This is a genomic window from Massilia sp. YIM B02769, assembly GCF_030411995.1.
Lineage (GTDB): Bacteria > Pseudomonadota > Gammaproteobacteria > Burkholderiales > Burkholderiaceae_D > Telluria.
Map to the genome: position 1 here is coordinate 144,204 of NZ_JASNRC010000006.1, position 12,287 is coordinate 156,490.

Here is a 12,287-nt window from a genome sequence, read left to right on the forward strand (position 1 = left end):
TCGTTACGAAATTCACCCGCCCATTGTACTAGTGGGCGGCATTTGCCGCCCACCTCATATCCCTCCGGCGCCGCGCGCCGGCACTCACGCCTCGATCGCCTCGAACGCGTACTGCACTTCGTCGCCGAACTTGTCGAGGAACATCAGCGCGCGCACGCCTTCGGCCGCCTTCTGGAATTCCCCGCCATCAATCTGCGCGCCCACCTGCGCCAGCATGCTCTTGCGTTCGCCGCGCACCTGGGCATCGAGTTCATCCAATGCCGAGGCGTCCTTCGCCGCGCGCGCATCGCCCAGCGCTTCGCGCCATTCCATCTGCTGCATCAGGAAAGCCATCGGCATCGCCGTGTTCGACTCGGTCTGCAAGTCGACGCCGTTCAGCTCGATCAGATACTGGGCGCGCTTCTGCGGGTTCTTCAGCGTTTGGTAGGCCTCGTTGGCGCGGGTGGCCCACTGCATGGCAACGCGCTTTTCGGCGTCGGTGGCGTTCACGAAACGATCCGGGTGCACGCGGCCCTGCACTTCGCGGTAGGCCGCATCCAGCGCATCCAGGTCGACGTCGAAGCGCGCCGGCAGCTGGAACAGCTCGAAATGGTTCTGCATCAGCGTCAGATACGGAAGCTCTCGCCGCAACCGCAATTGTCCTTGACGTTCGGGTTGTTGAAGCGGAAGCCTTCGTTCAGGCCCTCGCGGGCGAAGTCGAGTTCGGTGCCGTCGATGTAGGGCAGGCTTTTCGGGTCGACGAAGACCTTCACGCCGAACGACTCGAAGACATTGTCCTCGTCCGCCGCCTCGTCGACATACTCCAGCTTGTAGGCCAGGCCGGAGCAGCCGGTGGTGCGCACGCCGAAACGCAGCCCGAGGCCCTTGCCGCGGCGCTCGATGTAGCGGTTGACGTGCTTCGCCGCTTTTTCGGTCAGTGTGATTGCCATGTGGTTCCTCCAGCTAGTTCTACTGTGCTTACGCGGTCGGGTGCTTGGTCTTGTAGTCGGCGACGGCGGCCTTGATCGCGTCTTCGGCCAGGATCGAGCAGTGGATCTTGACTGGCGGCAGCGCGAGTTCTTCGGCGATCTGGGTGTTCTTGATTGCCAGCGCTTCGTCCAGGCTCTTGCCCTTGACCCATTCAGTCACCAGCGAGCTCGATGCGATGGCCGAACCGCAGCCATAGGTCTTGAACTTCGCGTCTTCGATCAGGCCCTGCTCGTTGACCTTGATCTGCAGCTTCATCACGTCGCCGCAGGCCGGGGCGCCGACCATGCCGGTGCCGACCGATTCGTCGCCCTTTTCAAAGGCGCCGACGTTGCGCGGGTTTTCGTAGTGGTCGAGTACTTTGTCCGAATATGCCATGGTGTTGCTCCTAGATTCTTTGAATGCGTTTCTAAATTAGTGTGCGGCCCACTGGATCGAGTTCAGGTCGATACCATCTTTAAACATATCCCACAAAGGCGACAGTTCGCGCAGCTTGCCGACCTTTGACTTCAGCAGTTCGATCGCGAAGTCGATGTCTTCCTCGGTAGTGAAGCGGCCGATGGTGAAGCGGATCGAGCTGTGCGCCAGTTCGTCGCTGCGGCCCAGGGCGCGCAGCACGTAGGACGGTTCCAGCGAGGCCGAGGTGCAGGCCGAACCCGACGAGACGGCCAGGTCCTTGATCGCCATGATCAGCGACTCGCCTTCGACGTAGTTGAACGAGACGTTCAGGTTGTGCGGCACGCGGTTGTCCATGTCGCCGTTGATGTAGACCTCTTCGATCTCCAGCAGGCCCTTGGCGAGGCGGTCGCGCAGCGCCTTCACGCGGGTCAGCTCGGCGTCCATCTCTTCTTTCGCGAGACGGAAGGCTTCGCCCATGCCGACGATCTGGTGGGTCGGCAGCGTGCCCGAACGCAGGCCGCGCTCGTGGCCGCCGCCGTGCATCTGCGCTTCCAGGCGCACGCGCGGCTTGCGGCGCACGTACAGGGCGCCCACACCCTTCGGTCCGTAGGTCTTGTGCGCGGTAAAGGTCATCAGGTCGCACTTGGTCTTTTCGAGGTTGATCTCGACCTTGCCCGTCGCTTGCGCGGCGTCGCAGTGGAAGATAATGCCTTTCGAGCGGCACAGTTCGCCGATGGCGTCGATCGGCTGGATCACGCCGATCTCGTTATTCACCAGCATCACCGAGACCAGGATGGTGTCCGGACGGATCGCCGCTTCGAGCTGCTCGACGGTGATCAGGCCATTGTCCTGCGGCTCGAGGTAGGTGGCTTCGAAGCCCTGGCGTTCCAGTTCGCGCACGGTATCGAGCACCGCCTTGTGTTCGGTCTTGACGGTGATGATGTGCTTGCCCTTCGTTTTATAGAAGTTGGCAGCGCCCTTCAGGGCCAGGTTGTTCGACTCGGTGGCGCCGGAGGTCCAGATGATTTCGCGCGGATCGGCGCCGACCAGGGCCGCCACGTGGGCGCGCGCTTCCTCGACCGCCGCTTCCGCGGTCCAGCCGTACATGTGGCTGCGCGATGCCGGATTGCCGAACTGCTCGCGCAGGTAGGGAATCATCTTGTCGGCAACGCGAGGATCGATCGGCGTGGTGGCCGAGTAATCCATGTAGATCGGGAAATGCGGCGCAGTCACGAAGCTCTGCTCGATTTGTTTGTCCAAAGGCGCGTTCATCAGTTCACTCCAGTTTGCTTTGCTTCAGTTTTATTCGGTGTTGCCGGGTTAAGCGCAGTGCGGCTTGATTCACTGTGCCGCGGCAGCGGCGGCGCGGTGCACCACCACGACGTTTTGTTCTTTCTGCTTTTGCTGGTCGACCAGGTCTTGCAGGGAAACCGAGTCCAGGTAATCGACCATCTTGGCGTTCAGCGTGGTCCACAGCTCGTGCGTCATGCAGCGCGTGCCGGCGGCGGCGTCCGCCCCGTGGCAATTTTCCTTGCCGCCGCACTGCGTGGCATCGAGCGGCTCGTCGACCGCGATGATGATGTCGGCCACCGTCACTTTTTCGGCCGGACGGGCCAGGCTGTAGCCACCGCCCGGACCACGGATCGACTCGACGATCTCGTGGCGGCGCAGCTTGCCGAACAGCTGCTCCAGGTAAGACAGCGAAATGGCCTGGCGCTGGCTGATGCCCGACAGCGTGACCGGACCATTGCCCTGGCGCAGGGCAAGGTCGATCATCGCGGTAACAGCAAAACGGCCTTTGGTGGTCAGACGCATCACAACCCCGGTTAATGTTAAAATATTGCTCTTGTTCACTAATCGCGTTGGCGCACATCTTGTGGATGCTGCCGGTTAAAAACCGGATTAGTTGAACGATTTAGTCAAGTATAGCAAATTCCGGGGGCCTTGTCTTGGCGCCCCCAAAAACCGCCAGCGCCCGATCCGTGGCGCATCCGACCCAGCCAGCGGCCGCAACCGTAGGGTGGACAGCTCCACCGCCAACACCAGATCATCCGCTCCGTATGCGCTGCCCACGCGGTGATACGCGACGTAATCCTGTCGCGCCCGCACCGACACCCACGATCACCGTCTGCGCAACAGTTGCATCGGCCCGAACAAGTCCTGCATTGTTTGATTGGCAATAAAAGTAAGGTTATAAGGATGCTCCGCCACCGCCTGCGCAAACCTCCCCGTCTCCGGCAATTTCCTCAACTCCTCCGCAATCTTCCCCCACAACACCAGCGTCGGCGCCGCCGCCTGTTCGGCCAGCACCGCCAGCACCACTTGCAGGAAGGGCAACCAGGCCCGCGCATCGACCACCGGCTTCACATGCGACCGGAACACCAGCGACGCATTCAGCAACAGGAAGCCCTCGGCCGTCAGATTCGCCTGCAGTTCCGCTAGCGTGCGGATCGACCCGTTCGTCAACGCATTCGCCGCCACCGGCGCCATCGCCTCGCCGCCGGTCGCCTCCGCCTGCAACTGCCCATCCGCCACCAGCAGCATCTTCATGAAGTTGCGCAGCGAGGTCGCCCGGTTCACCGGCTTCGACAAACCACTGTCACTCCACAGCGCACCGACCGCGCCATCCATGAAGCAGACCCCGGTCGCGCTCTCGGCGCGCGGATACGGCCCCTCCCCCACCAGCACGTAGCGCACCCGCTGCAAAGGCTGGGCGAAGGCGGCGAATAACCGGCCCTCGGTCGGCAGGTAATTGTCGATGGCCAGCGCCGGCAGATAGCCCGGGTTCGCACGCGCCACCGCCTCCAGGCCGCGCAGCAGATGCGGGCGCCAGGAGGCATCGGCAAGGTCGAGGGCGGCAAGAATGTCTTCTGGGATGGTGATGTCGGTCATGGTCAGGGAGCGCGGAAAAAGGAAGCGGATTGTAGCCCAGCCCGGATGCACGGGGCGCCAGGCCGGGCCGTGATTCCACGCTTCAATCTGGCGCAGCGTCGCGCCGATTGAAGGCAGGATGTCTTCACTGCGGCCTGGCCGGTCAACCTTCAACAGGAGCTCGAGGATGCAAACGATTCAAGAGGTGATGACGCGCGACGTGCAAACCATTTCCACGCAAGACACCGTGCAGCGCGCGGCCCAGCTCATGGACGAGCTGAACGTGGGTGCGATTCCGGTAGTGGATGACAGCAAACTGATCGGCATGATCACCGACCGCGACATCACCGTGCGCTCGGTCGCCGTCGGCCAGGACCCGACGAGCACCCGCGTCGGCGACGTGATGAGCACCGACGTGCGCACCTGCACCGTCGACCAGGGCGTGGAAGACGTGCTGGCGCAGATGGCGGACGTGCAGATCCGGCGCGTGCCGGTGGTCGACGACAACGGCCAGGTGATCGGCATCGTGTCGCTGGGCGACGTGGTGACCAAGGCGCCGGTCGAGGTCGAGCAGACGCTGGACGAGATTTCGACGCCGTCGGAGCCGGACCGGTCTTGATCGGGTTTGATCCGGTTCGGTCCGATCGTGATTCGGTCGCGATCGGATGGCGGGGCGTGCGGGGCGTGCGGGGCGGCGCAAGCGGCAGCGATCGACGCGTGGATGGCGGCGCGCGTGGGGCGGCGCCGGCGGTAGCGATCGACGCGTGGGCGGCGCCAGCGGCGACGATGATCATCGTGCCGGGTGGAGCCGACCACCCTACCGGTTACTCCGCGTCGGGTTGCTTCGACGGATGCGCGGCGTCGAAGGCCGGCAGCTCGATGCAGTGGGCATGGATGCGCGCGATGTTCGGGTAATCGTTCACATCGATGCCGAAGCGCTGGGCATTGAAGACCTGCGGCACCAGGAAGCAATCGGCCATGGTCGGCGAGGCGCCGTGGCTGAAGGGGCCGGCGGCCGGGTCGCGCGCCAGGTGGGCTTCGAGGCCTGCCAGACCTTCGCGGATCCAGTGCTGGATCCACTCGGTCTTGGCTTCCTCGCTCAGTTTCAGCTCGCCCACCAGGTGGCGCAGCACGCGCAGGTTGTTCAGGGGATGGATGTCGCAGGCGATGATCTGCGCCAGCTCGCGCACGCGGGCGCGGCCCGGGGCGTCGCTCGGCATCAGCGGCACGGCCGGGAAGCGCTCATCCAGATACTCGATGATCGCCATCGACTGGGTCAGCGTGATGCGGTCGTCCTGGAAGGCCGGCACCAGGCCGCTCGGATTGATCTTGCGGTATTCCTCCTGGCGCTGCTGGCCGCCATCCTTCAGCAGGTGCACCGGCACCGCATCGTAGGTCAGGCCCTTCAGGTTCAGCGCGATCCGCACCCGGTAGGCTGCCGAGCTGCGGAAATACGTATAGAGCTTCATTCCTTCCTCCCGTGATAATGCGCGACTTCATGGTCGATGGCGCCGAAGATACTGGCACCGGTGACGTCCAGCATTTCGATGCGCACGCTGTCGCCGAAGCGCAGGAACGGCGTTGTCGGCGCGCCGTGTTCGATGGTTTCGTACATCCGCACCTCGGCCAGGCAGCAGTAGCCCACGCCGCCGTTGGCGATGCTGGAACCGTGCAAATTGCCCTGCTTGTTCGACACCGTGCCGGAACCGATGATGCTGCCCGCGCCCAGTTCGCGCGTTTTGGCCGCGTGGGCGATCAATTGGGCGAAGCTGAAGGTCATGTCTTCGCCGGCGTTCGGCTTGCCGAAGAGTTGGTCGTTCAGGGTGACGCGCAGCGGCAGGTGCAGCTTGGAATCGACCCAGGCCTCGCCCAGTTCGTCCGGGGTGACGGCGACCGGAGAGAACGCACTGGCCGGCTTCGACTGGTAGAAGCCGAAACCCTTGGCCAGTTCGCCCGGAATCAGGTTGCGCAGCGAGACGTCGTTGACCAGCATGACCAGGCGGATCGACTTGGCGGCGTCTTCGACGCTGGCGCCCATCGGCACGTCGCCGGTGACGACCGCCACTTCGGCTTCGAGGTCGACGCCCCAGTCTTCCGACAGCACCGCGATCGGGTCGCAAGGGCCGATGAAGGCGTCGCCGCCGCCCTGGTACATCAGCGGGTCGGTGTAGAACGAAGCCGGCACCTCGGCATTGCGCGCCTTGCGCACCAGCTCGACGTGGTTGATGTAGGCCGAACCGTCGGCCCACTGATAGGCGCGCGGCAGCGGCGAGTGGCATTCCATCTCGATGAAGGAATCGGCCTGGCCGGCGGTGCCGTCGTTCAGCTGCTCGTAGACGGCCTGCAATTGCGGCACGCAACGCTCCCAGTCGTCGAGCGCGGCTTGCAGGGTACGGGCGATGTCGGGGACGGCCTGGCAAGTGACCAGGTCGCGGCTGACGACCACCAGCGTGCCGTCGCGGCCGCCGGTTTTCAGAGTGGCGAGTTTCATGGCGTTCCTTTGTTGTGCATAGTTGCCGCCATTAAAGATGAAAACGGACTATCATACAAACAATATTTTCCGGCTCATTTATCGGATTATCTTATGAATCCCACCCTGCGCCAGATGCGGGCCTTCGTGGCGCTCGCCAAGACAGGCAACTTTACGCTGGCCGCGCAGACCATGCACGTCACGCAGTCCGCGCTATCGGGTTTGATCAAGGAACTCGAACAAACCTTGAGCGCCCGCGTCGTCGACCGCTCCACCCGCAAGATCACGCTGACCGACATCGGCCGCGAGCTGTACCCGCTATTTAGCCAGATGATCGACGATCTCGACGGTGCGCTGGCGAACGTGGCGGACCACACGCAGCTCCGAAAAGGGATCGTTCGCATTACCGCGCCACAACTGATGTGCTGCACCCTGCTGCCCGAAGCCATTGCCGCCTACCGCGCCCGCCAGCCCGACATCGAAGTGCGCATCGCCGACAGCGAGGTCGACAGCGTGATCGCGCGAGTGCTCTCGGGCGAATCCGACATCGGTATCGGCCCCGAGCGCGAACCGCTGCCGCAGCTGGAAGCGCGCGAGCTGTTCGAGATGCCCTTCGCCCTGGTCTTCCCGCAAGGCCACCCGCTCGAATCCGCCGAACGCGTGACCTGGCAGGACGTGACGCGCTACCCCTTCATTGCCTTGCAAGGCCAATTTACCGAGCGCCTGCTGGCCGACATGCACACCGTGCTGCGCGAAGTGCCTTTGAAACCGGCGAACGAAGTCACCTTCATGACCACCGCCCTGGCGATGGTCAGCGCCGGCCTGGGCATCACGGTCTGCCTGCCCTACGCCGAACCGCTGGCGCGCCTGTACCAGTTGCGCATGCGCCCGCTCGAAGAACCGGTGCTGACGCGGCGCTTTTTCGTCTACACCCGCGCCGGGCGTTCGCTGTCGCCGGCGGCGGAAAGCTTCATCGATTTCCTGTTTCCATATGTGGCGTCGAAACGCCGGGCCGGCCAGGGCAACTGACCGGCCGCCAGCCCGCTTTTCCCAGCTGCGCTAGAATCGGACGATCCTCTTTACCAGGTTCGTACCGATGTCCCACAACACCATCGCCATCAACCAGCGCATGGACAGATTCAACAGCCACGCCAGCGTCTGGCTGTTCGGCTACGGCTCGCTGATCTACAAGGCCGACTTCCCCTTCCTTGAACGCCGCCCGGCCAGCATCACGGGCTGGACCCGCCGCTTCTGGCAAGGCTCGCACGACCACCGCGGCACGGAAGCCGCGCCGGGACGCGTGGTCACGCTGGTGCCCGACGCCGATGCCATCTGCCACGGCATGGCCTACCTCGTCACGCCCGAAGAATTCGCCCACCTCGACCACCGCGAAAAGAACGGCTACCTGCGCCTGGCCACCGAGATCCGCTTCGAAGACGGCAGCAGCGTCGAAGGACTGGTCTACATCGCCACCCACGAGAACGCCGCCTTCCTCGGCCCGGCCAGCGAGCAGGCGATTGCGCGCCAGATCGCCGAGTCGCGCGGACCGAGCGGGCCGAACAGCGAATACCTGCTGGAACTGGCCAAGGCGTTGCGCGAACTGGGCAAGGACGATCCGCATGTGTTCGAGATCGAGCGCCACCTGATCGAACTGGCTGCGGCTTGAGGAAGGCGCGCGGCGGTTCCTGCGATGGCCCGCCCGGTGGCCCGTGCTGCTGTTCCTCCCTGTTGCCCGTAAAGTTGCCTGTCCGCTTATTCGTTCTGCCGCTGCGCATCCAGGGCCTTGACCGCCTTTTCGAGCGCGCGCACTTTTTCGCGCATGGTCGATAGATTGCGCACCAGCACCGCATTGCGTTCCCACTCGGCGTTCCGGGCAACCGGGAAATAACCGGTATAGCGCCCCGGCTCGGTGAGCGAATTCGGCACCATGGTGGCGGCGGTCACGTGCACGTTGTCGACGATCTCGATGTGACCGTTGATCATGGCCGCGCCGCCAAAGGTACAGTGCTTGCCGATATGCGCGCTGCCGGCCACGCCCACGCAGCCGGCCATGGCCGTGTGCGCGCCGATGCGGCAGTTGTGGCCAATCTGGATGAGATTGTCGAGCTTGACGCCGTCTTCGATGACGGTGTCGTCCAGCGCGCCGCGGTCGACCGTGGTGTTCGAACCGATATCGACGTCGTCGCCGATCAGCACGCGCCCGGTTTGCGGAATCTTGATGTAGCTGCCCCCGTCCACCGCGAAGCCGAAGCCGTCGCCGCCGATCACGGCGCCGGAGTGGACGATGCCGCGTGCGCCGATGACGCAGCGGGCGTGGAAGGTGACATTCGCGAAGAAATGCGTGTCTTCGCCGACCACCGCTTCGCGCCCGATGTAGCAGCCGGCATCGATGACTGCGCCGGGCTCCACGCGCGCACCGGCTTCGATTGTGACGTGGGCGCCGATATGGGCGCTGGCGTCGACCCGGGCACTGTGGTGCACGGCCGCCGTCGGATGCACCCCGGGGTCCGGCGCCGGCGTGCGCTGGGCCACGAAAAAGTGCGCGGCGCGCGCGAACCAGGCATAGGGATTGGGGGTGACGACACGCGCGCCCGTGTAGGTGGCCGCCACCTCGGGCTCGTCGGCAGGCGCGAGGACCAGTGCGGCTGCCTGGCTTTGCGCCGCCAGGGCGCGCAGCTTGCTGTTGCTCAGGAAGCTGATCTCGGACGCACCGGCACGGTCGAGCGGCGCGATGGCCGTGACCTCGATGCCGGGGTCGCCAGTCAGCTGGCCACCGAAGCGCTCCAGCAGTTCGCCTAGACGGATCATCATGCTGCCTGCCTCATGTTGTGTCCTCGTAGAATAAGAGCACTGATAAGAGCACTGACAACACCCGCCAACGCTCCGCGTTACCCAGGTATGCACGATGGTTGGACAGGAAGCCCAACCCGGCAGTTCCGTCACCGGCAGGCCACATCGGCCTGCAACAGCCTGTATCAATATAGGCCGCCGATCAGAACAAGTCCAGCTGTCCAGCTCCCTTCGCTTTGCCCTTGCCTGCCGCCGCCGGCACCACCAGCGGCCGCCGGAACTGCGCCGTATCGAGCCGCTCGAAGCGCCCGCGCAGCGCGCCCAGGCCCATGCGCTCGACGGTCTTGTTGAAGCGCTGGCGGATCAGGTCGGACCAGACGCCCTCGCCGTGCATGCGCTGGGAAAAATCGGCATCGTAATCCTTGCCGCCGCGCATTTCGCGAATGCGGTTCATCACGCGCCCGGCGCGTTCCGGGAAGTGCGTCTCCAACCATTGCTGGAACAGCGGATTGACTTCCCAGGGCAGGCGCAGCACCGTGTAGTGGGCGCTGACGGCGCCAGCGTCGCGCGCCGCTTCCAGGATGCGTTCGATTTCCGGTTCGGTCACGAAAGGAATGATCGGCGCCACGCTCACGCTGACCGGGATCCCGGCATCGGTGAGCGTGCGGATGGCGCGCAGGCGCCGCGCCGGGGCGGCCGCGCGCGGTTCCAGGGTGCGCGAGATGTCGGAGTCGAGCGTGGTCAGGGTGATGGCCGCGCAAGCCAGCGAATGCTCGGCCATCGGCGCCAGCAAATCGATGTCGCGTTCGATCAATGCGGATTTGGTGACCAGCCCGACCGGATGCCGGCATTCGTGCAACACCTCCAGCACCTCGCGCGTGAGCCGCCGCTCGCGCTCGCAGGGTTGATAAGCGTCGGTATTCACGCCGATGGCGATGTGCTCGGGCTTGTACCCGGGATGCGCGAGTTCGCGCCGCAGCAGCTCGGCCGCGTTCACCTTGGCAAAGATGCGCGTTTCGAAATCCAGCCCCGGCGACAGGCCGAGGTAGCTGTGCGTCGGCCGGGCGAAGCAATAGATACAGCCATGCTCGCAGCCGCGGTAGGGATTCAGCGAGACATTGAAAGGGATGTCGGGCGAGGTATTGCGCGACAGGATGGATTTCGCGATCTCGTCGGTGACCACGGTCTTGGGCGGCGCCGCCGCGCCGTCTTCCACGGCCCAGCCATCGTCGAAACGCTCGCGGCCGTTCAGTTCGTAACGGCCCTGGAGGTTCGACACCGCGCCGCGTCCCTTTGTCGCGACCAGCGGACGCGGCAGGACGATCTCTTCCGCACTGTATTCGCGGTCGACGGTTCTTTCGACGTAAGCCATTCGGCAGCTCCTACTGTATATTCATACAGTATGGTACGCCGCTCTTTCCGCCAATTCAAGCGTGGCCGCGCGCGTGCTCAGGCTGGCCGGGCAAGATGTGGCAAATATGCAGCCTGTTGCCCGACAAATCCGTCGAAAGCGGCAAACAAGGGAGCATAGCGCGCCGCATCGCCCTCGATCTGGCCAAGCGCATGCGCGCCCGCCTCCAGCGTGGACAGCTGGTCGGGCGCGTGCGCCTTGCGGATGCGGTAGTGCGAGGCCGGCATGTCGCTCAGCGCCAGGCGCGGCAATTGCTGCAGCACCGGATTCAGGTAGAGCATCTTGCGGCTCTTGCGCCAGGTGGCGTCGAGCACGACCAGGCGCAGCCGCTCGGGCGGCGGCAGCGGCGCTGCAACGGGGGCACCCGGCGTAGGGGCGTCCGGCGTGGCGACGCGCGGCGTGGCGACGCCCGGCGTGTCGGGATACAGCAACACCGGAGTGCGCCCGCCGGCATGCAGCAGCGTATCGAGCGCAGCCGCGTCGAAGGCCTCGCCCACGGCCAGCACGCTGCCCGCCACGCTCAGGTGCAGCAGGCGCGCGCTGTTCTTGGCGTTCGCCACTTCCAGCGGATGCTGCAGGATCAACAACGCAACGGGCGAGACAAGCGGCCGCACCCAGCCGCAGATGCAGGCAGACTGCGCGCGCAGGCAGGCGGCACAGGTGCTGCGGCGGGGAGGCAAAGGCTGGTTCATCGGCGGCTCGGCAGGCAAAGGGCGCCGATTGTAGCAGCCGCGCGATCGCCCTCAGTCGGACGCGTTGCGCAGCCCCGCCAGCGCCCCGCTCCAGGCCTCCACCTGATCCAGCATCGCCGCCACCGATTTGTCGTGGTGGGCCGCCGGCTTGAAGGTGGCCATGTTTTCGAAATCGGTGAACAGCGACAGCATTACCTGGGCGCGCACGTCGGCCACCATCAGTTCGCCCATCACCAGGCGCAGGTTCTCGATGGCGCGGGCGCCGCCGGCGCTGCCGTAGCCGACGAAGCCGACCGCCTTGTTGTTCCATTCCTTGTACAGGAAATCGATGGCGTTCTTCAGCGCGCCAGACGTCGCGTGGTTGTATTCGGGCGTGACGAAGACGAAGCCGTCGAATTGCGCGATCTTCGCGGCCCAGGCCAGCGTATGCGGCTTCGAATACTGGCCCATCGAGGGCGGCACCGGCTCGTCGAGCAGGGGCAGCCTGAAATCCTGGATATCGACCAGCTCGTAGCCGGCGCCGCTGCGTCCCTGCGCCCTGTCCATCACCCAGCGCGCCACGTCCAGCGCCTTGCGCCCCGGCCGGGTACTGCCGACGATTACCGCAATCTTGACCATGTCCGCTCTCCTGTCGTGTGTCCGAGATAAGCCCGGACCCATTCTAGTCAGCGGTAAGGGAAAGGCGCGC

15 protein-coding genes are annotated in these 12,287 nt (G+C 64.8%); 3 read left to right on the forward strand and 12 right to left on the reverse strand.

The features are described 5' to 3' along the window. Positions 1-84: 84 nt before the first annotated feature. The 6 genes from hscB to QPK31_RS11375 form a co-directional block, all read right to left on the reverse strand. Positions 85-600: a Fe-S protein assembly co-chaperone HscB gene (gene hscB / locus QPK31_RS11350; protein WP_290423047.1), complete on the reverse strand. Its 516-nt coding sequence runs from the start codon at positions 598-600 to the stop codon at positions 85-87. A gap of 5 nt (positions 601-605) precedes the next feature. Further along, on the reverse strand, positions 606-929 hold the full coding sequence (iscA, locus tag QPK31_RS11355) for an iron-sulfur cluster assembly protein IscA (protein ID WP_229438636.1): 324 nt from the start codon (positions 927-929) through the stop codon (positions 606-608). A 28-nt stretch (positions 930-957) separates the two neighbouring features. Then, entirely contained in the window at positions 958-1,344 is a 387-nt protein-coding gene (iscU, locus tag QPK31_RS11360) for a Fe-S cluster assembly scaffold IscU (protein ID WP_290423048.1), read from the reverse strand. 36 nt (positions 1,345-1,380) lie between these two features. Then, complete coding sequence (locus QPK31_RS11365; RefSeq protein WP_290423049.1) at positions 1,381-2,637, reverse strand: IscS subfamily cysteine desulfurase; 1,257 nt, start codon at positions 2,635-2,637, stop codon at positions 1,381-1,383. Between the two features lie 69 nt (positions 2,638-2,706). Then, positions 2,707-3,180 (reverse strand): Fe-S cluster assembly transcriptional regulator IscR, encoded by a 474-nt coding sequence (gene iscR, locus QPK31_RS11370; protein ID WP_290423050.1) that lies wholly within the window; start codon positions 3,178-3,180, stop codon positions 2,707-2,709. A 306-nt stretch (positions 3,181-3,486) separates the two neighbouring features. Continuing rightward, positions 3,487-4,257 (reverse strand): uracil-DNA glycosylase, encoded by a 771-nt coding sequence (locus QPK31_RS11375; protein ID WP_290423051.1) that lies wholly within the window; start codon positions 4,255-4,257, stop codon positions 3,487-3,489. A 166-nt stretch (positions 4,258-4,423) separates the two neighbouring features. Here QPK31_RS11375 and QPK31_RS11380 point away from each other — a divergent pair, with 166 nt between their 5' ends. Then, on the forward strand, positions 4,424-4,855 hold the full coding sequence (locus QPK31_RS11380; RefSeq protein WP_290423052.1) for a CBS domain-containing protein: 432 nt from the start codon (positions 4,424-4,426) through the stop codon (positions 4,853-4,855). Between the two features lie 205 nt (positions 4,856-5,060). Here the strand turns inward: QPK31_RS11380 and maiA are convergent, their stop codons facing one another. Both maiA and QPK31_RS11390 read right to left on the reverse strand, forming a co-directional pair. Beyond that, on the reverse strand, positions 5,061-5,705 hold the full coding sequence (gene maiA / locus QPK31_RS11385; RefSeq protein ID WP_290423053.1) for a maleylacetoacetate isomerase: 645 nt from the start codon (positions 5,703-5,705) through the stop codon (positions 5,061-5,063). Beyond that, on the reverse strand, positions 5,702-6,727 hold the full coding sequence (locus QPK31_RS11390; RefSeq protein ID WP_290423054.1) for a fumarylacetoacetate hydrolase family protein: 1,026 nt from the start codon (positions 6,725-6,727) through the stop codon (positions 5,702-5,704). Before QPK31_RS11390 ends, maiA begins: the two co-directional genes overlap by 4 nt. 93 nt (positions 6,728-6,820) lie before the next feature. Here QPK31_RS11390 and QPK31_RS11395 point away from each other — a divergent pair, with 93 nt between their 5' ends. Together QPK31_RS11395 and QPK31_RS11400 are read left to right on the forward strand one after the other, a co-directional pair. Beyond that, positions 6,821-7,735 carry a LysR family transcriptional regulator gene (locus QPK31_RS11395; protein WP_290423055.1) on the forward strand — a complete coding sequence of 305 codons (915 nt, stop codon included), beginning with the start codon at positions 6,821-6,823 and terminating at the stop codon, positions 7,733-7,735. A 67-nt stretch (positions 7,736-7,802) separates the two neighbouring features. Then, positions 7,803-8,372, forward strand: a complete 570-nt coding sequence (locus QPK31_RS11400) for a gamma-glutamylcyclotransferase (RefSeq protein WP_290423056.1) — start codon at positions 7,803-7,805, stop codon at positions 8,370-8,372. Between the two features lie 86 nt (positions 8,373-8,458). Here the strand turns inward: QPK31_RS11400 and lpxD are convergent, their stop codons facing one another. From lpxD to QPK31_RS11420, 4 genes are all read right to left on the reverse strand, one after another. Continuing rightward, a complete protein-coding gene (gene lpxD / locus QPK31_RS11405; RefSeq protein ID WP_290423057.1) occupies positions 8,459-9,517 on the reverse strand; it encodes a UDP-3-O-(3-hydroxymyristoyl)glucosamine N-acyltransferase in 1,059 nt (352 codons plus the stop codon). Between the two features lie 181 nt (positions 9,518-9,698). Then, positions 9,699-10,868: a PA0069 family radical SAM protein gene (locus tag QPK31_RS11410; protein ID WP_290423058.1), complete on the reverse strand. Its 1,170-nt coding sequence runs from the start codon at positions 10,866-10,868 to the stop codon at positions 9,699-9,701. 77 nt (positions 10,869-10,945) lie between these two features. Further along, positions 10,946-11,599: a tRNA-uridine aminocarboxypropyltransferase gene (locus QPK31_RS11415; RefSeq protein WP_290423059.1), complete on the reverse strand. Its 654-nt coding sequence runs from the start codon at positions 11,597-11,599 to the stop codon at positions 10,946-10,948. 51 nt (positions 11,600-11,650) lie between these two features. Next, positions 11,651-12,217, reverse strand: a complete 567-nt coding sequence (locus tag QPK31_RS11420) for an NADPH-dependent FMN reductase (protein ID WP_290423060.1) — start codon at positions 12,215-12,217, stop codon at positions 11,651-11,653. Positions 12,218-12,287: the final 70 nt, after the last annotated feature.